Origin of the sequence: Paraburkholderia terricola (genome assembly GCF_003330825.1) — a bacterium.
Taxonomy (GTDB): domain Bacteria; phylum Pseudomonadota; class Gammaproteobacteria; order Burkholderiales; family Burkholderiaceae; genus Paraburkholderia; species Paraburkholderia terricola.
Genome location: NZ_CP024941.1, coordinates 1204683 through 1226667, shown reverse-complemented (window position 1 = coordinate 1226667; position 21985 = coordinate 1204683). Strand labels below are relative to the sequence as shown.

The window sequence follows — 21985 nt, the reverse complement described above, 5'->3', positions numbered from 1 at the left end:
GCCATCGCGGCCATGCCGCGCGAACTCGCCGCAAGTCGCGATGCGGCGTCGCGTACAATACGCGGTCGCGCGGCACATCAGCCATGCTGCCGCACTGCACCCGCATCGCCGGATCGCTTCAGACCGGCCGCCCTCTTTCAGCGCCTCGTCATCATGCTCAGCTATCGCCACGCCTTTCATGCAGGCAATCACGCCGATGTTCTAAAACACGCCGTCGTCTTGCAACTATTGCGCTACCTTGGCCAGAAGGACAAAGCCTATTGGTATATCGACACGCACGCGGGCGCCGGCGTCTACTCGCTGAAGGAAGGCTACGCGACCAAAACCGGCGAGTTCCAGACCGGCATCGCCAAGCTTTGGGGGCGTAATGATCTGCCGCCGCTATTCGCCGATTACGTCGACGAAGTGAGCGCGCTCAATCCGGACGGCCAGTTGCGCTTCTATCCGGGCTCGCCGTATATCGCCTGGCGGCAGCTACGCGAGCAGGACCGCATGCGTCTCTTCGAATTGCACACCACCGAAATCGACGTGCTGCGCCATAACTTCCGCGACGCGGGTCGCCGCGCAATGCTTTATGCGGGCGATGGCTTCGACGGCATCCTCGCGTTGCTGCCGCCAGCGCCGCGCCGCGCGCTGGTGCTGCTCGATCCGTCGTACGAGGACAAACGCGATTACACCCGCACGCTTCGCTGCCTGGAAGAGAGCCTCAAGCGCTTCCCGACCGGCACGTATGCGGTCTGGTATCCGCAGGTGAGGCGCCAGGAGTCGCAGCGCTTTCCCGATCAGTTGAAAAAGCTGCAGGAACGCAACTGGCTGCATGTGAGCCTGACCGTCAGCAATCCGCCGACAGACGGCTTTGGATTGTTCGGTAGCGGCATGTTCATCCTGAATCCGCCGTATACGCTCGCGAAAACGCTCAAAGACCAGATGCCCTGGCTGGTGAAAGCGCTCGGCGAGGACAACGCAGCGCAGTTCAAGGTGGAATATCGCGGCGATTGAGTTTGCTGCGGATCAGTTGCCGAACGCGGGAATGGACCGCGTGGTTTGAGCGGGTGACGGCCGTGATCGCATTCGCTCAGCAACAAAGCCTAGCGCCGCGGACCGCGCCATGTGACGCTCGCGCGTACGTGCACGCAGTCCCGGCCCATTTCGCGCGCGGCCGCCCGCTTACATGCCATCGCTCCGCTTTACTTGAGTTGCGCCGCTGCCTTACGAGCGAAGTCGTTGGTATACGTCGTATTCAGATCGATCTTCTTCGGATCGAGCCGATTGTCGAACGACGCCAACGCACGCAATGAAGTCGCCGGACCGTCGGCCGGCATCAGGCCGTCCGGCGAATAGGCGTCGCGCACGTTGTGAAAGGCTTCCACATAGAGCGCCGAGTCGTTGAGCAGATACGCCGGGGGCACCATCTTCAGCAGATCCGCGTCGCTCGCGGTCTGCAGCCAGTGGTCCGCGCGCACGATCGCATTTGCGAGCGCCTGCGTCGTCTTCGGATACTTCTGGATGAAATTCTCCGAGGCATAGAGCGTCGCGGCGGGCATAGTTCCGCCGAACACCTCCTGCGTGCCTTTCACCGTGCGCGTATCGACCAGAACCTTGACAGCGCCGCTGCGCGTGAGCTTGGTCATCATCGGATCGACGTTGGAAAGCGCGTCGATCTGGCCGCCGCTCACCGCGGCCAGTACCGTTGCGCCGCTGCCGACGCCAATCGCGGAGATCTCGTTGCGTTGGACGCCTGCCTTGCGCAGCGCCACGGTGAGCACGAGATCGGTGGATGAACCCGGCGCGCTCACCCCGACTTTCGCTCCTTTGAAGTCCGCCAGCGTCTTGATCTGATCGGCCCTTGACTTCAGCACGGCGACGACGATCTGCGGCGCGCGGCCCATCAGAACGAACGCCCGGTAGCGCTGCCCCTTTGCCTGCATGAACAGCGTGTGCTCGAATGCGCCGGCGCCCACGTCGGCGCTGCCGCCCACCACCGCTTCCAGCGCTTTCGATCCGCCGGCGAAATCCTCGAGGGTAACGTCGAGGCCCTCGTCCTTGAAGTAACCCAATTGTTGCGCGGCAAGCACCGGTAAATAGTAGAGACCCGGCAAACCACCGACCGCCATCGTCAGCGTGGGCTTTTCCGGGGTGTCCCGGGCGAGCGAAACGCCGGGTAGCGCCGCAAGCGCAATCAGCGTGGCGAAAGCGCCGATGGTCTGCCACATCCGGTGAGTAGGCATTTGATGTCTCCTTGTTCTGTTTTTCATTCACGCCGTCTGATATGCATGGCCGATGCCCCGGCGCTGGACCGTGCAACGATTGTCGTCGGACGGTTTCGCCCACGCCATGCGCCCAAACCCCAATGGCGCGCGCCGTATGCCAGGCGCACGAGCGGAAGAAGGCAAGCGGTACTCAGCCGGCTGGAGCGAGCCGAGCCGCTCGAAACATCAATGGAATGGAAGCGAACGGCCGAGGTCGCGCGCCAAAGGCGCTTATTGCGAACGAGGCGCCGGGCGGAGTTGCAACTGCGGTGCCACGCCACCACCGACAGGCAATTGGATGTACGGCGCGATAACGAACGGCATCGCCGAATTGGGCGTCAACTCGGTAGGCGTCGCGATAGGCTGCGCCTCGACAATCGGTTGTCGCGAGAGCGGCGCGGTCTGCAATATGGTTCCGCTCTGACCGTCGCTAATGCCGTTTTGCGAGTCGAGGATCACCGGCTTACGTACGCTGCTCGACGCGGCCAAAGCGCTCGACATGGCGAGAGCCGTTGCCAGCGCGGCGGCCACGGCGACAACCAGAAGGGATTTCAGCGAGCGGACAGGATGCATGGGCGGACCGGTGCGGATTTGAGTTGCCGGATTATGCGGAAAACGCTTTACCTTACCGCGGCGTTGGTTATCAGGCTAGAGGATATTCGCCGCGAGTAGCCATACGGCGCCGCCGCCACGAAACGTTGGATTCAGATGTGACAAAGCCCCGTCTGTACGGGGCTCGACACTGTCCTACGATGGCTGCGCAATATGCGCTGCCGGGCCAAACTTGACGCAGTGAAAACTTACAGCGAGTAGCCGTTGGTTTCCAGCGAGCGGATGCGCTGCTCGAGCTGAACGATATCCGACGATGACGCCAGGTAGGCTTCACGACGGCTACGTTCCGCAGTTTCAAACCACGTGCTCAGCTTTTCAACAAGGTATGCAAACATGATGTTCTCCAAGGATCAGATCGAATCCCCGGTGATTTAGCATCAGGGATTTCCCGCTAACGGGTTAACCCGAATTATAGCCTTATGGTGCAACCTGCCTAGTGAAATGCTCGCATGATGTGCATTCCGTTTTGGAATGGTGCACGCCGGTGGTGCTGCTAACTCCTTGATTCTCCATGGATCCAGATCACTTTCGGCGAGCGATCGGCGCAACCGCCAAATTTTATGCACTATTTATGTGCAACCCTTCGGGTGGCACTGCGTTCGGTTCAATTTGCGTTCGATATGCGTGGAATTGCATTAACTGAGATGACAACCTTCTACCGTGGCCACAGTCGCATCGGCAAGTCGCTCGATAATTGGGCAATCGGGGCGTTCGTCGCCGTGGCAATGATTGGCGAGATGTGCCAATGTGTCGCGCATATCGGTCAGTTCGGCGATACGGCGATCAAGCTCCGAGACATGTTCCAGCGCAATAGCCTTCACTTCGGCACTCGCGCGCGAGCGGTCGTGCCACAGCGCCAATAGCCTTCGAATGTCCTCGACCAGAAAGCCGAGCCGGCGCGCCTGGCGGATGAAACGCAGCGAATGAACCTCTTGCGGACCGTAAACGCGATAGCCGGCGCTGGTTCTCGCTTTCGCCGCCAGCAGCCCGACACTTTCGTAGTAGCGAATCATTTTCGCCGTGACGCCTGACGCGCGAGCCGCTTCACCGATGTTCATGATTTGTTACCCCTGTGAGTGCGTCGATCGTACACCTTCCCATGATGGGAAGGCCCGCTACTCAGATACGGGTCGGCAGGCATAATTCAACTATTCAACGTCCCCCATTTTTCCGAGGCGGTTTTCCATGACGATCGAATTTAAGGTAGAAGGCATGAGCTGCCAGCATTGCGTAGTCGCAGTCACGAATGCGATCCGCGCACAGCTCCCGAGCGCGCAGGTAGAGGTCGATCTGGTATCCGGGCGTGTGACGGTCGAATCGGCGCAACCGGTTGACGTTAGCCTGTTGAAGACCGTGGTCGACGAGGTCGGCTATACGGTTACGGGCGTGCCCAGCGGCGCGCCCCACTAAGCGAGTTCGCCCATGTTCAAAATTGCCGTCATTGGCGCTTCCGGGTTGCTAGGCCGCGCTCTCATCGAAGAACTGGCGTCGCAGGCCGGCTGGCACGTCATTGCCACCGCGTTCAGCCGCCCAGGCCCGAACACGGTCGCGCTCGACATTCGCGACGCGCGGGCAGTCGCGGACTTCGTCGAGCGCGAAGCGCCGGACGCGCTCGTGATTGCGGCAGCGGAACGCCGGCCGGATGTGTGCGAGCACGATCCGGCGCTTGCCCGTGCATTGAATGTCGATGCGGTGCGCACCCTGGCTGCGGCAGCGGACCGGCGAGGTGCATGGATCCTGTCGATTTCTACCGATTACGTCTTCGACGGCACTCATCCGCCCTACCAGCATGATTCCACGCCAGCGCCGCTCAATGCGTACGGGCGGAGCAAGCTCGAAGGCGAGCGCGCGCTGGCCGAAACCACCGGTCTCGGCTGTGTGCTGCGTTTACCGCTGCTGTATGGACCGATCGTCAGTTGGGCGGAATCCGCGGTGACGAGTCTCGTGCCGGCGATTGCCGCGTCGACCTTGCCGAACGGCAAGGTCGCCGTCATGGATGCATGGGCGATCCGTTACCCCACGTTCACGCCAGACGTCGCGTTCGTGATCCGGCAGATGCTCGAGCGGCACGCCCGTGGCGAAGCGATCCGCGGCGTCGTGCAGTGGTCGGGCGACGAGCCGATGACCAAGTATGAGATCGCCGTGCGCCTTGCTCAAACACTGCAACTCGATGCGCATCTCACGCCGCAACGCACGCCCGCTGACGCGACGCCGCGTCCGCACAACTGCCACCTGGCCTCGAACCGGCTCGACGCGCTCGGCATAGGCCGCCGCACACCGTTCGATATAGCGATCCGGCAAGTGCTGGCCAGGTTTCCAGGGCGAGACGGAACGGTGCAAGCTTAACGGCAGCGAGAATTACGTGACTGCTTTCGACCGGCTGGACCGAAAATGCCGGTGATATGGGCGCCTGCACCGTCAGTCCCGGACGCCGGACTTTGTCGGCGTGCATTATTTGGTAGCCATTCGCGGCTCACGGCTGTCTGAAGACCCCGTCGTGAGGACTCCGGCACCAGCGAGGCATCCCGTATGTCCTTAACCGGCAGGAGGTGTTGCGCGTTAGTGCAACGATGGTTGGCTGAAGATGGACGGCGTGCCCGTCTTTTGCGGGTCCTCCAATGCGACGCGATTACTTGTTTTGCGGGAGCCGACTCGGCGGAGAGCGTGCCGCTGCAAGTTTACATTACAGCCTCCTATGCACCGCCCAAGTCAATGCGATCGCCCCGAAGCGTATTTGCGCTTCGTCCTCACCTACATTGCCGACCACCCGATCAACGTAAGCGCGTCTTCATTACCGTGTAGATTTACTTGTTGAGTTTGGCTACTTTGGTGCCCACCAAACGAATGGTGGACGCTACAGTGGACAGCCCTCACCAATCCAAACGGTCCAGGCGACCGAATTTCTCGGTCGAGTTCAAGCGGCAGATCGTCGAGGCGACGCTCAAGCCGGGTGCCTCGGCTACGCTCATCGCTCGCGAGCACGACATCAACGCCAATCTGCTGTTCAAATGGCGTCGTCATTGTCTTGCCGGCGATTTCGGCATGCCCGACGCTCAGCGGTCAGAGGCGCCTGCACTCAACTGGCTACCAGTGGCAGTGGCTGAGCCTTCACCGGAAGTGCCGGCATGCCCATCGCGAGACAGCACCAGCATCTACGAGCTCGAGTGTGGCGACGTCCGGCTACGCTTGAGCGCGGACACACCCATCGCGACCCTGATCAAGATTGTGCGGGGCCTTGCCTGATGAGCCTGCTGATGCTGCCGTCCGCCGTTGGCCTGCCGTCCGGATCCCGAGTGTGGCTGGCCGCGGGAGTCACCGATATGCGGGCCGGATTCAACAGTCTCGCGGCCAAGGTGCAGACCGTGCTTGAACGGGATCCGTTCTGCGGGCACGTCTTCGTGTTCCGCGGCAAACGCGGCGACCTGCTCAAAGTGCTGTGGTGGAGCGGCGATGGCATGTGCCTGCTGATGAAGCGACTCGAGAAGGGGCGCTTCGTATGGCCTCAAGCCGACGGTGGCGTTATTTGCCTGAGCCCGGCACAACTATCGATGCTGCTCGAAGGCATCGACTGGCGGCACCCGACGAGAACGGCACAACCGACCTCAGCGTTGTAAACGTCGTTGCTGGCGCGTAAACTATCCGCATGACGCGCGCGAACCCACTTCCCGACGATGTCGAAACGCTGAAGGCCATGCTGCTCAGCCAGGAGGAGGCGCTGCGCGAGCGAGATACGCAAGTGCTCAAACTGCAGGAAACGATCGACTCGCAACAAGCCGCGTTGGCTTCGCGCGCAGCCGAAGTCGAACATCTGAAGCTGCTCATTGCCAGGCTGCGCCGTATGCAGTTCGGTCGCAAGTCCGAGAAGCTTGACCACCAGATCGAACAACTCGAGCTGCGCCTCGAAGAGCTGGGGGCCGACGAGGGTGCCGCGCCGATCGAAATCCCGAAGACGCCACGCAAGGCTGTGGAGCAGACACCGCGCAAGTCACTGCCTGAACATCCGCCGCGCGAGATCCGGATGCACCTGCCTGAATCCGCCGGGAAGTGCACGCAGTGCGGTGGCAAGATGAAGTCGCTGGGCGAAGACGTCGCCGAACAGCTTGAGTATGTGCCGGCAAGCTTCCGTGTTATCCGTCATGTACGTCCGAAGTTTGCGTGCGTGTGTTGCGATCACATCTCCCAGGCGCCTGCACCGGGTCGTCCCATCGAACGCGGTCTCGCCGGCCCGGGGCTACTGGCACACGTACTGGTCTCGAAGTTTGCAGACCACCTGCCGCTTTACCGGCAGTCGGTCATGTATGCACGCGAAGGCGTCGAGCTGGATCGCTCGCTGCTTGCGAAGTGGGTCGGTCAGGCGGCGACGCTGCTGCAGCCGCTCGTTAAAACGCTGCGTCGACACGTGATGTTGGCGACGAAACTGCACGCCGACGACACACCGGTTCCAGTGCTTGCACCGGGCAACGGCAAGACGAAGACCGGTCGCTTGTGGGTGTACGTGCGCGATGACCGTGCATCGGCTGACATGACACCGCCGGCGGTGTGGTTCGCCTATACGCCCGATCGCAAGGGCATCCACCCGCAGCAGCACCTCGCGTCGTTCAACGGTACGCTGCAAGCTGACGCATACGGTGGCTACCAGGCCATCTATGAAACCGGGCGCGTCACGGAGGCGGCTTGCTGGGCACACGCCCGGCGACAGTTCCATGAGCTGCACGCAGCGCGTCCCAATGCGTTGAACACCGAAGCGCTCGAGCGTATCGGCGCGCTTTACAGGATCGAGGAGACGATCAGGGGCAAGCCGCCCGACGAGCGCCGCGCGCATCGCCAGACGCATGCGCTGCCGCTACTCGATCAATTCCACGCGTGGCTCGCAACGACGCTGGAAACGCTCTCGCGCAAATCGGACACGAGTCGGGCGATCCTCTATGCGCTGAACCGGTGGGAAGCGCTCACACGCTATTGTGAGGACGGGCAGTTGGAGATCGACAATCTACTTGTCGAACGCGCGTTGCGCGGGGTGGCCATCGGTCGCCGCAACTATCTGTTCGCTGGAGCAGACTCTGGTGGAGAACGTGCCGCCGCGATCTACAGCCTCATTGGGACCGCAAAACTCAACGGCATCGAACCTCAGGCGTATCTGCGCTACATGCTTGCACGCATCGCCGACCATGCGATCAATCGCATCGACGAACTTGCACCGTGGGTCGTTGCCGCTCAGCTCCGCACCACAGTCTGAAGATCGCGATCTCCAGTCAAGACGTTGCTGGTGCCGCGCTTACTTCCTGGCGGAGTCGGGCTTCGGCTCGGCGACCGGCGAGCAACTCGGTGCGGCGGAGCGCGCGGTGTCGGCGGTGTTCGATATCGGAAGGGAAACCGGCGAATGGGGATTGGATAGCGCAGGGTTCGCGCTTTTTGCCGCAATCGCAACGAATTACGACAAGCTGTTGCACAGCGCGCCTCTTTGGGCGGTCACCGATGCTAGCGAACGACTCGACCGGTTTGCCGCAGGTATGTCGTATCAGACGCCGGTGCGGAAGCGGGCCTGACGGATTGGATCGGTAAGCGTCATTTCGTGGCCGCATGGACAGAGCTGAAGCCAGTGTCCAAAGTGATGTCCGTTACTTCAAGTGGTGGGGACTACTTTGGACGCACGAAATTCGAGACCATCGAACCGCAAGGGGCGACCGAATTACACACCGGAGTACCGACGGCAAGTGGCAGTCGCGGCGAGCGAGCCGGATATCTCGGTGGCCAAGCTTGCGCAGGCGCACGGACTGAATCCCAATATGGTGTTCAAGTGGCGTCGGCAACTGCGGGCGGGCCTGTTTGAAGGGGTGGCGCACGGCACAGCGGTGTTGCTGCCCGTAGCGCTGCCTGATGCAACGGGAGGCGAGAAGACTGAACCGGCGTCGCTGGCACAACAGCCGGTCGAGCCCCATCGCGAGAGCGTGCCGGCGGCGTCGGGCATCGAGATTGAACTGAACGGTGCGCGTGTGCGCGTCACGGGCATGGTCGACCCCGTGCAGTTGCGCCTCGTGCTGCGCTGCCTGATGCCGGCATGATTGCCCCGCCGACCGGTACTCGTGTATGGCTGGCAGCGGGCGTCACCGATATGCGTCGTGGCATGGATGGACTTGCCGCGCTGGTGCAGTCGACACTCGGACGTGATCCCTTCTCTGGCCACATCTTTTTGTTTCGTGGGCGTCGCGGTGACCTCATCAAGATTTTATGGTGGAGCGGCGACGGCATGAACCTGTACGCGAAACGACTTGAGCGCGGACGCTTCGTGTGGCCGCAGGCGGACTCGGGAGCAGTCCATCTGTCTGCCGCCCAACTGTCGATGCTGCTCGAGGGGATTGACTGGCGGCATCCAGAGCGGACGTGGCAGCCGACACACGCGGCGTAACGCAGGGTGCGGGAGCCCACAAGTTCGTGGGCTTCATTTAAACTGGCATGCATGCCAGCCAGCCATCTGCCCGATGACATCGCCGCCCTCAAGCGCATCGTTGCCTCGCGCGACGAGACCATCGCGCAGTTGCTGGCGGAAATCTCGCGACTGAAACGATGGCAGTATGGCCGTTCATCGGAGCGCATGACCGAATTGATGGATCAGCTGCAGCTCGCGCTCGGTGAGCTTCCCGTTCCTGAATCGGCCATGGCCGCAACGACGAAGGCGCCCGATGCCGACGTGACTGCGGATACGCCGGCCACAACGAACGTTGTTCCGCTGCGCCGCAAGCCACGGCACTTCCCCGCTCATCTTCCTCGCGAAACAGTTGTTCATGCACCGACGGAGTGTGGATGCACGGAGTGCGGACAACAAATGCGGGCGCTGGGCGAAGACGTCTCGGAGGTGCTCGACTATGTTCCCGGTTACTTCAAGGTACTGCGTCACGTACGGCCAAAGCTGAGCTGCCCGCGCTGTGCTGCAGTGGTGCAGGAGCCAGCCCCTTCGCGGCCGATAGCGCGCGCAATGGCCGGTGCCGGACTGCTCGCGCAGGTCGTCGTTGCGAAGTACGCTGACCATACGCCGCTCTACCGGCAGGCCGGCATCTATCGACGCGCGGGCATCGAACTGGATCGGGCAACACTGGCTTCGTGGGTGCGTGAAGCAGCTGCGCTGCTGCAACCGCTGTCCGATGCACTTGGTCGTTACGTGCGCGATGCAGACAAGATCCATACCGACGACACGCCCGTACCTGTGCTGGAGCCGGGGCGTGGCAAGACACGCACGGCGCGCCTGTGGACCTATGTGCGCGATGACCGTCCGGCAGGAAGCCGTGCGCCACCAGCAGTCTGGTACAGGTACTCCCCCGACCGCAAAGGCGAGCGACCTCGGGAACATCTGGCGGGCTACGCGGGAGTCCTGCAGGCAGATGCCTTCAGCGGGTATGACGCCCTGTATCGTGACGGCACGGTCATCGAGGCCGGATGCTGGGCGCATGCGCGGCGCAAGTTCTATGACCTGTACAAGCTGGACAGCTCACCGATTGCCGAAGAAGCACTGCGCCGCATTGGAGCACTATATGTTGTTGAACGCGAGGTTCGCGGCCTGGATAGCGTCAAGCAGGACGTCCGGCGCATTGACTCAGGTTTTTTGTTACCGAGCCAGGGTCGTTGCCTCATGTAATTTGCTACCCGTCAGAATGCTGGCGGGAGCGACTTATGGCGAGGCAGCTCAGCATGACAACACGACGGGAATTGACCGAGGCAGTCGGTGAGCGGTACCGCCGTTCGGACCGGAATGAGAAGCGCGAGATACTGGACGAGTTTGTTCAGGTAACCGGCTATCACCGCAAGCACGCGATCCGCGTTCTGTGCCGGGAGCCTCAACCTCCGAGCGCGAGGCCCGGCCCGCAACGGCGGTATGACGATGAGGTGCGGGATGCCCTGATCACGCTATGGGAAGCCGCCGACCGGATCTGCGGCAAGCGCCTGAAGGCGCTCATCCCTACGCTGATCGACTCGATGACCCGGCATGGTCACCTGACCCTATCGAAGCAACTGCGCCAACGCATGGACCAGATCAGCGCCGCGACCATTGACCGGCTGCTGCGTGACGTCCGCGAACAGGCCTTCGCCGGTCAGCGCCGGCGCGCTGGTGGAGTCGGCAACGCAATTCGCCGCGCGGTGCCGATCCGCACGTTCGCCGACTGGAGAGATCCGCTACCCGGCTATCTCGAGGTGGATTTCGTCGAGCATTGCGGTGGCACCAAGATCGACGGCGACTTCGTGCACAGCTTCGTGATGACAGACATCGCGACCGGATGGACCGAGTGCCTGGCCATGCCCTATCGCAGCGGTGCATTCGTTCTTGAGCACATCGAGCGCGTTAGCCGTGCCTTGCCGTTTCCGCTGCGCGGTATCGATTGCGATAACGATAGCGCCTTCATGAACGAGGCCATATTCGATTTCTGCAAAGCGACGGGTATCGAACTGACCCGCTCGCGACCCTACAAGAAGAACGACCAGGCCTGGGTTGAGCAGAAGAATGGCTCAATCGTGCGCCGCCTCGTGGGGTATGGCCAGTTGCGTGGACTTGATGCTACCGAAACCCTCGCTTCCCTCTATGAGGTGTCGCGGCTGTACATCAACTTCTTCCAGCCGTCATTCAAGCTGAAATCGAAAACACGCCATGGTGCACGGGTGACCAAGCGCTACGAAGCGCCTCTGACTCCCCTTGAGCGGGTCTTGCGATCGGCGTCGATACCCGAGTCAACCAAGCGCAGGTTGCGTACGCGGTTTCGGGCGCTAGATCCATTGGACTTATTGCGCCGCATGCGCGAAGCACAGCAGCGCGTCGCACGATGCAGCGCATCGGGTACGGCGCCGATGGAAACACAAACGGCCGATCAAATCCCCCTCGCTAACTTCCTGGCGAGTCTTGGAACAGCATGGCACGAAGGAGAGGTTCGAGCGACGCATCGCCGAAAGGCGCACGTCGCACACACCTGGCGCAGCCGTGAAGATCCGTTCGAGCATACGTGGCCGACCATACAGCAATGGCTTGAGAGCGAGCCCGGGATTACGGCGAAGAAGCTGCATGAACGCCTCGTCGCGATGGCTCCGGCGATGTATTCCAGTGCCCAGCTTCGGACCCTGCAGCGCCGTGTGAAGGCATGGCGATCGAACCGTGCGAGAGAACTGGTCACAAGGATACTTGGTCATGCGGATGCGGATGCGGATGCGGTGAAGGCTGGCGCCGCTACGCAGCGCCAGCCTTCACCGCAAAACAACGGGTCCGTGACAACTACCCGGGAGTAACATCATCCCGTGAGGCAACACGACCGGACGTAGTCATTGTCGCCGCCCAGCGGCCAGACGCCGGAAGTGCGCCTGTCTGCGCGTCAACAACGATCCGCCCCATTGCTCACTGAGCTGAAGGCCTGGCTTGAACACACGCTGTCCCAGGTCTCGGCGAAGTCGGGACTGGCGAAGGCGATCAGATACTCGCTGGGGCACTGGCACGCACTCACACGCTATTGCGAAGACGGACGCGTCGAGGTGGACAACAATACGGCGGAGCGCGCGATCAGGCCGCTGGTCCTCGGCAGGCGCAACTATCTGTTCGCAGGCTCCGACGGCGGTGGTGAAAGCGCGGCAGTGATCTACAGTCTGATCGGTACGGCGCGCCTGAACGGCATCGAGCCGTTTGCGTACCTGCGCACGGTGTTTGAGCGCATCGCCAATCATCCCATCAATCGCATCGACGAGTTGCTGCCGTGGCACCTGATGCCGGCTGCACACATCGAGCAGCAAGCCGCCTGACAATCAAGCCGATGGTCCAACCCCGCAAACCTGCCGTGCGCCTGGTCAAGGCGCCAGTGCCCGATTACGTACTGCGCGCTGAGCTGAAGTACATTAAGCCGGCGATCTGGCGACGAATCATCGTTCCCGGCTCGATCCGGCTGGACAAGCTGCATGTCGTGCTGCAACTGGCCATGGGCTGGGAAGGCGGGCACCTGCACGAGTTCGTCTTCGGCGAAACCAACTATGGTGAACCTGATGACTTCGGATTCCAGAGCAATCCACCGATGCTCAATGAAGCACGGGTCACGCTGGCGAAGGCGCTGGGCGGGCTGAAATCATTCACCTATATCTACGACTACGGTGACAACTGGCAGCATCGGATCAAGGTCGAGAAGGCGCTGGTGCCTGATCCAGACATGAGCCGGCCGCTATGCCTAGACGGGCAGAATGCGTGTCCGCCGGAAGACGTCGGTGGAGTGCCAGGATATGCCGACTTCCTCGAAGCGATCACCGATCCGACGCACGAGGAGCACGACCACTTCCTCGAGTGGTGTGGCGGCAGCTTCGATCCCGCCGCCTTCGATCTCGTGCTCGCGAATCAGCGGCTCTCAGAGGTCAAGTTCTGATCGTCAAGACGGCCTCAGATTGACGCTTACTTGGATCGCGCAGGCGGCGAGGGAAAGCTTTCCGATTTCTCCGGGAGTTACCGGCTGTGAGGATGGACGTATTTCGCGCGGTAGCAAACCGTTCCTTGGTGGTGCGGTTACTAGTCTCTGATGGCTTGCTTTCGATGGCGCGTAAACGCACAAACCCCACCGGTGTGGGGTGGGGTCTGTGTTTCTGCATGGGAGCCTGACGATTACCTACTTTCACACGGGCAATCCGCACTATCATCGGCGTGGAGTCGTTTCACGGTCCTGTTCGGGATGGGAAGGGGTGGTACCGACTCGCTATGGTCATCAGGCATGACTTGTTGTCAGGTTGACGCGGGGGTCAACACGACCAATCTGGAAGAAGTAGTGTCTGGTGCATCGCACCAGGGGCAATGGGGTGGTGAGTGTATCGGGCACAACGCGGATCTCAACCGTGCGGGGCGACGCGGGGAGGCGCCACCGGAAACACACTGGTTATAGGATCAAGCCTTACGGGCAATTAGTATCAGTTAGCTCAACGCATTACTGCGCTTACACACCTGACCTATCAACGTCCTGGTCTTGAACGACCCTTCAAGGGGCTCGAAGCCCCGGGGATATCTCATCTTAAGGCGAGTTTCCCGCTTAGATGCTTTCAGCGGTTATCTCTTCCGAACATAGCTACCCGGCGATGCCACTGGCGTGACAACCGGTACACCAGAGGTTCGTCCACTCCGGTCCTCTCGTACTAGGAGCAGCCCCCTTCAAATATCCAGCGCCCACGGCAGATAGGGACCAAACTGTCTCACGACGTTTTAAACCCAGCTCACGTACCTCTTTAAATGGCGAACAGCCATACCCTTGGGACCGGCTACAGCCCCAGGATGAGATGAGCCGACATCGAGGTGCCAAACACCGCCGTCGATATGAACTCTTGGGCGGTATCAGCCTGTTATCCCCAGAGTACCTTTTATCCGTTGAGCGATGGCCCTTCCATACAGAACCACCGGATCACTATGACCTGCTTTCGCACCTGCTCGACTTGTCGGTCTCGCAGTCAAGCACGCTTATGCCATTGCACTATCAGCACGATTTCCGACCGTACCTAGCGTACCTTCGTACTCCTCCGTTACACTTTGGGAGGAGACCGCCCCAGTCAAACTGCCTACCATGCACTGTCCCCGGTCCGGATTCACGGACCAGGGTTAGAACCTCAAACAGATCAGGGTGGTATTTCAAGGATGGCTCCACGCAAACTGGCGTTCACGCTTCAAAGCCTCCCACCTATCCTACACAGACCGGTTCAAAGTCCAATGCAAAGCTACAGTAAAGGTTCATGGGGTCTTTCCGTCTAGCCGCGGGGAGATTGCATCATCACAAACACTTCAACTTCGCTGAGTCTCGGGAGGAGACAGTGTGGCCATCGTTACGCCATTCGTGCAGGTCGGAACTTACCCGACAAGGAATTTCGCTACCTTAGGACCGTTATAGTTACGGCCGCCGTTTACCGGGACTTCAATCAGGAGCTTGCACCCCATCATTTAATCTTCCGGCACCGGGCAGGCGTCACACCCTATACGTCCACTTTCGTGTTTGCAGAGTGCTGTGTTTTTATTAAACAGTCGCAGCCACCAGTTTATTGCAACCCCTTCACCCTTTGCGCGCAGGCGCATCAAGCTACAGGGGCGTACCTTATCCCGAAGTTACGGTACCAATTTGCCGAGTTCCTTCTCCCGAGTTCTCTCAAGCGCCTTAGAATACTCATCTCGCCCACCTGTGTCGGTTTGCGGTACGGTCTTGTTGAACTGAAGCTTAGAGGCTTTTCCTGGAACCACTTCCGATTGCTTCGTCACCGAAGTGACTGGCCTCACACCCTTGAATTACGCGCCCGGATTTGCCAAAGCGCCTTCTCCAATGCAAGGACCGGGACTTCCAACACCCGGACAACCTTCCGCGATCCGTCCCCCCATCGCATTCAACAATGGTGCAGGAATATTAACCTGCTTCCCATCAGCTACGCATTTCTGCCTCGCCTTAGGGGCCGACTCACCCTACGCCGATGAACGTTGCGTAGGAAACCTTGGGCTTACGGCGAGGGGGCCTTTCACCCCCTTTATCGCTACTCATGTCAGCATTCGCACTTCCGATACCTCCAGCACACTTTCCAGTGCACCTTCGCAGGCTTACGGAACGCTCTCCTACCATGCATATAAATATGCATCCGCAGCTTCGGTATATTGCTTAGCCCCGTTACATCTTCCGCGCAGGACGACTCGATCAGTGAGCTATTACGCTTTCTTTAAAGGATGGCTGCTTCTAAGCCAACCTCCTGACTGTTTTAGCCTTCCCACTTCGTTTCCCACTTAGCAATATTTGGGGACCTTAGCTGGCGGTCTGGGTTGTTTCCCTCTTGACACCGGACGTTAGCACCCGATGTCTGTCTCCCGTGATTGCACTCTTCGGTATTCGGAGTTTGCTATGGCGTAGTAATCCGCAATGGACCCCACAACCATGACAGTGCTCTACCCCCGAAGGTGATACACGAGGCACTACCTAAATAGTTTTCGGAGAGAACCAGCTATTTCCAGGTTTGTTTAGCCTTTCACCCCTATCCACAGCTCATCCCCTAACTTTTCAACGTTAGTGGGTTCGGACCTCCAGTACGTGTTACCGCACCTTCATCCTGGCCATGGATAGATCACCTGGTTTCGGGTCTACACCCAGCGACTGAATCGCCCTGTTCGGACTCGCTTTCGCTACGCCTGCCCTAATCGGTTAAGCTTGCCACTGAATGTAAGTCGCTGACCCATTATACAAAAGGTACGCCGTCACCCCTTGCGAGGCTCCGACTGTTTGTATGCATGCGGTTTCAGGATCTGTTTCACTCCCCTCCCGGGGTTCTTTTCGCCTTTCCCTCACGGTACTGGTTCACTATCGGTCGATCACGAGTATTTAGCCTTGGAGGATGGTCCCCCCATCTTCAGACAGGATTTCACGTGTCCCGCCCTACTTGTCGTACACCTAGTTCTTCCTCGCTGTTTTCGTCTACAGGGCTATCACCTGCTATGGCCGCACTTTCCAGAGCGTTCGACTAACAATGAAGATAAAGAGTACAGGCTGCTCCCATTTCGCTCGCCACTACTCTGGGAATCTCGGTTGATTTCTTTTCCTGCGGTTACTTAGATGTTTCAGTTCACCGCGTTCGCTTCACGTAGCCTATGTATTCAGCTACGGATACTCCATAAGGAGTGGGTTTCCCCATTCGGATATCGGTGGATCAAAGCTCGTTTGCCAGCTCCCCACCGCTTTTCGCAGGCTACCGCGTCCTTCATCGCCTGTGATCGCCAAGGCATCCACCACATGCACTTGTTCGCTTGACCCTATAACGAGTGTGTCTCCCGGTCCTTGCGGATCCGTTGAGCTCGCTACAGGTTGAGTATTCGTGTTGCGCCGTATTCCAGGGCAATCTTCCGATTCCCCTTTCATACATTGATACAATCACAACCCTGATTCACCTACTCGGACACCCATCTCGAGGTACCCTTTCGTGAATCTCTTTACTACTTCTTCCTGATTGTTAAAGAACGACAGCCGATATCGCAGTTGCCATAACCGCGTATCACTCTGACTGGCTCAATCGCCAATGCAAAACGCTCTGTGCCGTACACAGAACACTGCGCATTGAGGATTGGTGGAGGATGACGGGATCGAACCGACGACCCCCTGCTTGCAAAGCAGGTGCTCTCCCAGCTGAGCTAATCCCCCGGGATCATGCAGATGCGCCAGAGGGGTTGCATTCAGCACACCAGACAAGACAATGGTGGGTCTGGATGGGTTCGAACCATCGACCCCCGCCTTATCAAGACGGTGCTCTAACCAGCTGAGCTACAGACCCCTGAGTCTGCCTGATTTCACAGCCGATAAGCGTGAGCGCTCAACACTTGGACGCGTTAGCTCGAGAAAGGAGGTGATCCAGCCGCACCTTCCGATACGGCTACCTTGTTACGACTTCACCCCAGTCATGAATCCTACCGTGGTGACCGTCCTCCTTGCGGTTAGACTAGCCACTTCTGGTAAAACCCACTCCCATGGTGTGACGGGCGGTGTGTACAAGACCCGGGAACGTATTCACCGCGGCATGCTGATCCGCGATTACTAGCGATTCCAGCTTCACGCACTCGAGTTGCAGAGTGCGATCCGGACTACGATCGGTTTTCTGGGATTGGCTCCACCTCGCGGCTTGGCGACCCTCTGTTCCGACCATTGTATGACGTGTGAAGCCCTACCCATAAGGGCCATGAGGACTTGACGTCATCCCCACCTTCCTCCGGTTTGTCACCGGCAGTCTCCCTGGAGTGCTCTTGCGTAGCAACTAGGGACAAGGGTTGCGCTCGTTGCGGGACTTAACCCAACATCTCACGACACGAGCTGACGACAGCCATGCAGCACCTGTGTTACGGCTCCCTTTCGGGCACTCCCACCTCTCAGCAGGATTCCGTACATGTCAAGGGTAGGTAAGGTTTTTCGCGTTGCATCGAATTAATCCACATCATCCACCGCTTGTGCGGGTCCCCGTCAATTCCTTTGAGTTTTAATCTTGCGACCGTACTCCCCAGGCGGTCAACTTCACGCGTTAGCTACGTTACCAAGCCAATGAAGGCCCGACAACTAGTTGACATCGTTTAGGGCGTGGACTACCAGGGTATCTAATCCTGTTTGCTCCCCACGCTTTCGTGCATGAGCGTCAGTATTGGCCCAGGGGGCTGCCTTCGCCATCGGTATTCCTCCACATCTCTACGCATTTCACTGCTACACGTGGAATTCTACCCCCCTCTGCCATACTCTAGCCCGCCAGTCACAAATGCAGTTCCCAGGTTAAGCCCGGGGATTTCACATCTGTCTTAGCGGACCGCCTGCGCACGCTTTACGCCCAGTAATTCCGATTAACGCTTGCACCCTACGTATTACCGCGGCTGCTGGCACGTAGTTAGCCGGTGCTTATTCTTCCGGTACCGTCATCCCCCCGCCGTATTAGGGCAGAGGTTTTCTTTCCGGACAAAAGTGCTTTACAACCCGAAGGCCTTCTTCACACACGCGGCATTGCTGGATCAGGCTTGCGCCCATTGTCCAAAATTCCCCACTGCTGCCTCCCGTAGGAGTCTGGGCCGTGTCTCAGTCCCAGTGTGGCTGGTCGTCCTCTCAGACCAGCTACAGATCGTCGCCTTGGTAGGCCTTTACCCCACCAACTAGCTAATCTGCCATCGGCCGCCCCTGTAGCGCGAGGTCCCGAAGGAGCCCCCGCTTTCCTCCGCAGAGCGTATGCGGTATTAATCCGGCTTTCGCCGGGCTATCCCCCACTACAGGACACGTTCCGATGTATTACTCACCCGTTCGCCACTCGCCACCAGGGTTGCCCCCGTGCTGCCGTTCGACTTGCATGTGTAAGGCATGCCGCCAGCGTTCAATCTGAGCCAGGATCAAACTCTTCAGTTCAATGCCTGTTACTGTTTTTCGGTTGTTTTACCAACCGGTCGCTCACTCAACGTACTGACGAATGATCATCCTGTCTTTCAACAGGAAAACCTTCCTTTCATTACTGTGTGAGACTTGATACTTTCGCTTCCGGCAGACTCCGAAGAGTCCACCGCGCGCCGCGCACCAAGCGCCCACACTTATCGGCTGTTAGTTTTTAAAGATCGGTTACGCATTCACCACCGTCACGACGCCCACTTCAACCACCCGGCACCGCTTCGTTCTGCGTCGCTGCATCTGCAGCAGAGAAATGAGATTATGGAGAACTTCCGTCACGCCGTCAACAGGTTTTTCCAACTTTCTAACCCGTCCGACCTGCCGCAAACCCCCGCCATTGCTGGCTCTCCCGCTTCCCGCGCCCCGCTGTCCGGGGCACGAAAGAGCGAGATTCTAGCGACCCCGAACGGGCCTTGCAAGCGTTATCTGGAATTTCTTCAAGGCGCCTTTTCTATGCGGCCCGCCTCCTCTGCAACCGGTGCTTTTAAATCTGACGTCAAAGGCCGTGCAACCTGTGCGCCGATCGTCCAATCGTGCAGGACGGTATATGCGACCGCCAGCAAGGTCGGGCCGATGAAAACGCCGAGAAAGCCGAAAGCGAACGCCCCGCCAAGGATGCCGAGCATCACAAGGATCAGCGGCATATCGCTGTTCTTGCCAATCAGGATCGGCTTGATGACATTGTCGGACATGCCGACGACCAGCACGCCCCAAACGACCAGAAAGATCGCCCACCCCGTGGCGCCGCCGTGATACAGCCAGATCGCCGCAGGCAACCACACGACCACCGGGCCGCCCGGTATCACCGACAGGAAAAATGTTGCCAGGCCAAGCAGCGCCGGGGCCGGCACGCCGGCAATCCAGCAACCGAATCCAGCCAGAACCCCTTGCACGAGTGCGGTGCCGAGAATCCCATAGACCACGCCTTTCACTGTGCTGCCAGCGAGCGCCAGCAGATAATCGGCACGCTCGCCGGCGATACGCTGCATGCCGGCATTCAGCCAGGCCGCCGCGCCCTCTCCTCCGGTATAAAAGAAGAAAGCGAGCACGATACTCAGCGCCAACAGCCCCAACCCGTGCGTGACAGCAATCGCGGCCGCCAGGATCCATTTGCCGGCCGGCGCCGCCAGGGTACGCAATTGCGCGATCAGTTCCGAATTGCTACTTGTCAGGCGCTCCCAGAAGGTCTCGAGGCTCGAACCGACCACGGGGATTCGGCCCACCCATGGCGGCAAATCCGGCAAGCCGGCTTCAAAGAGCCGTTGCACCAGCGCGACGATGTCATGAACATGCGCGCCGAATGCAAAGCCCGCATAAACGAACGGCCCCAGCACAACGACCAGAATGATCAGCACGATCAACGTGGCGGCCCACCTGCGCCGCCCGCCGACCGCCACGGTCAGCCGCCGGTATAAGCCCCAGGAGCTATAACTGAGGATGGCGCCCCACAGCAGCGCGGTGGTAAAAGGCGCCAGCACCAGGAGCGAGCCGCCCACCAGAATGATGAGCGCGAAGACAGCGGCGAGACGCTCGATCAGTTGGTCCGATTTCACAATGAACACCTCCGGTTGTGCCAGACCACGGCGACGAATGAACATGCGCCTTGTCAGGCGCCCGCTAAAGCGTGCCAGTATAGAAGCGGGTCGCCCCCCTCGGGACGGTCTTATATCATCCGGCCAGGCCGCCGCACAACGCATGTGGAAACACTCCCGACGGGCCGATTCTTTCATGTGAAAACGCCCTGATCCACCCGGCATCGCCGGTCAAACAATATGGCGGCATGGAAAAGAATAGAATATAAGGTTCTGTGCCTCCCAACTTCTGGATTTATGCGCTCGCGAATCGCCAAACGTCTCCCCCCCGATGCCGACAAACTCGTCGGTCTCTCGCTCGCGCTTTTCGCGTCGGGCAGCCGCACCGAGGACCGCTTCTGGGAAGCGAAGCTCGATGCGTTGCTGACCAAGATCGTCCGTAACGCCAATCAGACCACGCTGGACGCCGCGCTCGACCATCTGCAGCAAAATCATCCGGATGCGTACGGCGCGCTCGCCGACATGGCGGAAACCCACAGCGAGTCGTTCATCGTCGAACATGAAGGCGTGTCTTATGAAGCGCTGCTGATCGCCGCGCCGGTGCTCGCCTGGACCCGTTACATGATTCCATCCGGCCCGCTCAAGACCGATGCGGCCGACGCCCTGCGCGCGCACCTGCAAGCACACGTGCTCGCGGCCAATACGCGCGTGGCCATGGCGCCGTTTCTGTACAGCATCGATCAGTTGCCGCGCCATCACGTGGAAACCTGGCGCATGGCGCAGCAACTTGCTCAAGCCGCCATGGCCGGCGGCAGCATCAAGCTCAATTTCGGCGAACTGCCGGAAACGTCGCCGATTCTGGCCGACCCGCGCTTCCTGCTGGCCGTGGTTGCGGCACCTGTGGGCGAGCCGACGTTTCGCTGGCAGGAGGAAGAGCACGGCAGCCGGATCGAGCGTGGGCAATGTCTCGAGCAATGGGCCACGCAAGGCGGCGCCAATCTGTCGCTGGTGTTGCCGGGCTGCGAATTCGAATGCCTGCTGCCGGACGCCTATTATTCGGCCTGCCGCGACGCCGACGAGCGCGTGCGCCCCCACACGGTGCGCACCGCCGTGCGCTATCTGTTCGACACCATCGGCGCCGCGCCGCAGGACCTGCGCGCGGTTGTCGCGGGCTTCGGCGAACGCCGCATCGACGAATATCGCGTCGGCTTCACGCGCCGCGGCAGCAATGATGTGATCTACGGCGTCGTATGGCCGCTGTACGGCCGCGAAAACGGCGAGCCGGGCATTGACGAAGAGCCGCAAGAAAGCGCCGCATCGGACGATCCCCTCGAGGAAATCGTCGCGCTGCTCAAGGAGACCGGCGTGACCGACGTGCGCCGCCATGCCGGCCGCTTCGAGCCTGAATATTGCGATGATTGCGGTGTGCCGCTCTACGCGGACCCGCTCGGCGAAATCGTCCACGCCGAAATGCCGGAAGACGCGGAACCCGCGCAGCCGCATTTTCATTGAGCATCGGCGTCGGCGCCTGACCGGGCAGCCGTCGAGTCAGAAAGCCCCGCCGCGCGCGGGGCTTTTTTACGTCATTCCTCTTATGCCTTTTGGACAGGCCGTCAAGTTGAAGGGAATTTGTCATCATAGGGACGGCGACGCATCGCATGCGTCCGGCTCCTTGGCCGGG

16 protein-coding genes, 2 tRNA genes, 3 rRNA genes and 3 pseudogenes are annotated in these 21985 nt (G+C 60.0%); 14 read left to right on the top strand and 10 right to left on the bottom strand.

Annotated features, from left to right (window positions below; all coding sequences use genetic code 11):
- Nucleotides 1–153 precede the first annotated feature (153 nt).
- On the top strand, nucleotides 154–999 hold the full coding sequence (locus CUJ90_RS05510; protein WP_083085537.1) for a 23S rRNA (adenine(2030)-N(6))-methyltransferase RlmJ: 846 nt from the start codon (nucleotides 154–156) through the stop codon (nucleotides 997–999).
- A gap of 188 nt (nucleotides 1000–1187) precedes the next feature.
- On the opposite strand, the gene CUJ90_RS05505 is transcribed toward CUJ90_RS05510, so the two are convergent.
- From CUJ90_RS05505 to cueR, 4 genes are all read right to left on the bottom strand, one after another.
- Nucleotides 1188–2228, bottom strand: a complete 1041-nt coding sequence (locus CUJ90_RS05505; protein ID WP_073431417.1) for an ABC transporter substrate-binding protein — start codon at nucleotides 2226–2228, stop codon at nucleotides 1188–1190.
- A gap of 252 nt (nucleotides 2229–2480) precedes the next feature.
- Entirely contained in the window at nucleotides 2481–2822 is a 342-nt protein-coding gene (locus CUJ90_RS32610; protein WP_084561481.1) for a hypothetical protein, read from the bottom strand.
- A 227-nt stretch (nucleotides 2823–3049) separates the two neighbouring features.
- Complete coding sequence (locus CUJ90_RS05500; RefSeq protein WP_083085136.1) at nucleotides 3050–3196, bottom strand: DUF3563 family protein; 147 nt, start codon at nucleotides 3194–3196, stop codon at nucleotides 3050–3052.
- 300 nt (nucleotides 3197–3496) lie between these two features.
- Nucleotides 3497–3919, bottom strand: a complete 423-nt coding sequence (cueR, locus tag CUJ90_RS05495; RefSeq protein ID WP_114162149.1) for a Cu(I)-responsive transcriptional regulator — start codon at nucleotides 3917–3919, stop codon at nucleotides 3497–3499.
- A 127-nt stretch (nucleotides 3920–4046) separates the two neighbouring features.
- On the opposite strand from cueR, the gene CUJ90_RS05490 reads away from it, so the two are divergent.
- The 12 genes and pseudogenes from CUJ90_RS05490 (at nucleotide 4047) to CUJ90_RS05435 (ending at nucleotide 13237) form a co-directional block, all read left to right on the top strand.
- Nucleotides 4047–4271, top strand: a complete 225-nt coding sequence (locus CUJ90_RS05490; RefSeq protein WP_114162148.1) for a heavy-metal-associated domain-containing protein — start codon at nucleotides 4047–4049, stop codon at nucleotides 4269–4271.
- A gap of 12 nt (nucleotides 4272–4283) precedes the next feature.
- Entirely contained in the window at nucleotides 4284–5207 is a 924-nt protein-coding gene (locus CUJ90_RS05485) for a dTDP-4-dehydrorhamnose reductase family protein (RefSeq protein ID WP_114162147.1), read from the top strand.
- A gap of 513 nt (nucleotides 5208–5720) precedes the next feature.
- A complete protein-coding gene (tnpA, locus tag CUJ90_RS05480; protein ID WP_244219977.1) occupies nucleotides 5721–6104 on the top strand; it encodes an IS66-like element accessory protein TnpA in 384 nt (127 codons plus the stop codon).
- Nucleotides 6104–6475: an IS66 family insertion sequence element accessory protein TnpB gene (tnpB, locus tag CUJ90_RS05475; RefSeq protein WP_347143172.1), complete on the top strand. Its 372-nt coding sequence runs from the start codon at nucleotides 6104–6106 to the stop codon at nucleotides 6473–6475. Before tnpA ends, tnpB (CUJ90_RS05475) begins: the two co-directional genes overlap by 1 nt.
- A 29-nt stretch (nucleotides 6476–6504) precedes the next feature.
- Nucleotides 6505–8097: an IS66 family transposase gene (tnpC, locus tag CUJ90_RS05470; protein ID WP_114162145.1), complete on the top strand. Its 1593-nt coding sequence runs from the start codon at nucleotides 6505–6507 to the stop codon at nucleotides 8095–8097.
- Between the two features lie 43 nt (nucleotides 8098–8140).
- Nucleotides 8141–8407 (top strand): annotated as a pseudogene (locus CUJ90_RS05465) (hypothetical protein); the annotation flags it as partial.
- A gap of 168 nt (nucleotides 8408–8575) precedes the next feature.
- A complete protein-coding gene (locus CUJ90_RS05460) occupies nucleotides 8576–8923 on the top strand; it encodes a transposase (protein ID WP_244110221.1) in 348 nt (115 codons plus the stop codon).
- A complete protein-coding gene (tnpB, locus tag CUJ90_RS05455) occupies nucleotides 8920–9267 on the top strand; it encodes an IS66 family insertion sequence element accessory protein TnpB (protein ID WP_114162143.1) in 348 nt (115 codons plus the stop codon). The genes CUJ90_RS05460 and tnpB (CUJ90_RS05455) overlap by 4 nt, the downstream gene beginning before the upstream one ends.
- Before the next feature lie 51 nt (nucleotides 9268–9318).
- Nucleotides 9319–10413: pseudogene (tnpC, locus tag CUJ90_RS05450) on the top strand (IS66 family transposase); the annotation flags it as partial.
- A gap of 113 nt (nucleotides 10414–10526) precedes the next feature.
- Nucleotides 10527–12125: an integrase catalytic domain-containing protein gene (locus CUJ90_RS05445; protein ID WP_114162142.1), complete on the top strand. Its 1599-nt coding sequence runs from the start codon at nucleotides 10527–10529 to the stop codon at nucleotides 12123–12125.
- Nucleotides 12126–12176: 51 nt separating this feature from the next.
- A pseudogene (locus CUJ90_RS05440) lies at nucleotides 12177–12629 on the top strand (IS66 family transposase); the annotation flags it as partial.
- Nucleotides 12630–12640: 11 nt separating this feature from the next.
- Nucleotides 12641–13237 (top strand): plasmid pRiA4b ORF-3 family protein, encoded by a 597-nt coding sequence (locus CUJ90_RS05435; protein ID WP_073430804.1) that lies wholly within the window; start codon nucleotides 12641–12643, stop codon nucleotides 13235–13237.
- A gap of 224 nt (nucleotides 13238–13461) precedes the next feature.
- On the opposite strand, the gene rrf is transcribed toward CUJ90_RS05435, so the two are convergent.
- The 6 genes from rrf to CUJ90_RS05405 all read right to left on the bottom strand — a co-directional run bounded on the left by rrf (nucleotide 13462) and on the right by CUJ90_RS05405 (nucleotide 20325).
- A 5S ribosomal RNA gene (gene rrf / locus CUJ90_RS05430) occupies nucleotides 13462–13575 on the bottom strand.
- A gap of 167 nt (nucleotides 13576–13742) precedes the next feature.
- Nucleotides 13743–16623: ribosomal RNA gene (locus CUJ90_RS05425) — 23S ribosomal RNA — on the bottom strand.
- 309 nt (nucleotides 16624–16932) lie between these two features.
- Nucleotides 16933–17008: transfer RNA gene (locus tag CUJ90_RS05420), tRNA-Ala, on the bottom strand.
- 53 nt (nucleotides 17009–17061) lie between these two features.
- Nucleotides 17062–17138 (bottom strand) — tRNA-Ile (locus tag CUJ90_RS05415).
- A 65-nt stretch (nucleotides 17139–17203) separates the two neighbouring features.
- Nucleotides 17204–18736 (bottom strand): 16S ribosomal RNA (locus CUJ90_RS05410).
- Together the 16S, 23S and 5S rRNA genes with 2 tRNA genes alongside form the textbook arrangement of a ribosomal RNA operon.
- Nucleotides 18737–19209: 473 nt before the next feature.
- A complete protein-coding gene (locus CUJ90_RS05405) occupies nucleotides 19210–20325 on the bottom strand; it encodes an AI-2E family transporter (protein ID WP_114163445.1) in 1116 nt (371 codons plus the stop codon).
- 276 nt (nucleotides 20326–20601) lie between these two features.
- Here CUJ90_RS05405 and CUJ90_RS05400 point away from each other — a divergent pair, with 276 nt between their 5' ends.
- Nucleotides 20602–21816, top strand: a complete 1215-nt coding sequence (locus CUJ90_RS05400; protein ID WP_114162141.1) for a DUF2863 family protein — start codon at nucleotides 20602–20604, stop codon at nucleotides 21814–21816.
- Nucleotides 21817–21985 lie beyond the last annotated feature (169 nt).

Bases quoted from the DNA above. Each gene is read 5' to 3' on its own strand.
- CUJ90_RS05510 (WP_083085537.1), top strand. From the start codon at position 154: ATGCTCAGCTATCGCCACGCCTTTCATGCAGGCAATCACGCCGATGTT.
- CUJ90_RS05400 (WP_114162141.1), top strand. From the start codon at position 20,602: ATGCGCTCGCGAATCGCCAAACGTCTCCCCCCCGATGCCGACAAACTC.
- CUJ90_RS05505 (WP_073431417.1), bottom strand. From the start codon at position 2,228: ATGCCTACTCACCGGATGTGGCAGACCATCGGCGCTTTCGCCACGCTG.
- cueR (WP_114162149.1), bottom strand. From the start codon at position 3,919: ATGAACATCGGTGAAGCGGCTCGCGCGTCAGGCGTCACGGCGAAAATG.
- CUJ90_RS32610 (WP_084561481.1), bottom strand. From the start codon at position 2,822: ATGCATCCTGTCCGCTCGCTGAAATCCCTTCTGGTTGTCGCCGTGGCC.
- tnpB (WP_347143172.1), top strand. From the start codon at position 6,104: ATGAGCCTGCTGATGCTGCCGTCCGCCGTTGGCCTGCCGTCCGGATCC.
- CUJ90_RS05435 (WP_073430804.1), top strand. From the start codon at position 12,641: ATGGTCCAACCCCGCAAACCTGCCGTGCGCCTGGTCAAGGCGCCAGTG.
- CUJ90_RS05490 (WP_114162148.1), top strand. From the start codon at position 4,047: ATGACGATCGAATTTAAGGTAGAAGGCATGAGCTGCCAGCATTGCGTA.
- CUJ90_RS05445 (WP_114162142.1), top strand. From the start codon at position 10,527: ATGGCGAGGCAGCTCAGCATGACAACACGACGGGAATTGACCGAGGCA.
- tnpB (WP_114162143.1), top strand. From the start codon at position 8,920: ATGATTGCCCCGCCGACCGGTACTCGTGTATGGCTGGCAGCGGGCGTC.
- tnpC (WP_114162145.1), top strand. From the start codon at position 6,505: ATGACGCGCGCGAACCCACTTCCCGACGATGTCGAAACGCTGAAGGCC.
- CUJ90_RS05500 (WP_083085136.1), bottom strand. From the start codon at position 3,196: ATGTTTGCATACCTTGTTGAAAAGCTGAGCACGTGGTTTGAAACTGCG.
- CUJ90_RS05485 (WP_114162147.1), top strand. From the start codon at position 4,284: ATGTTCAAAATTGCCGTCATTGGCGCTTCCGGGTTGCTAGGCCGCGCT.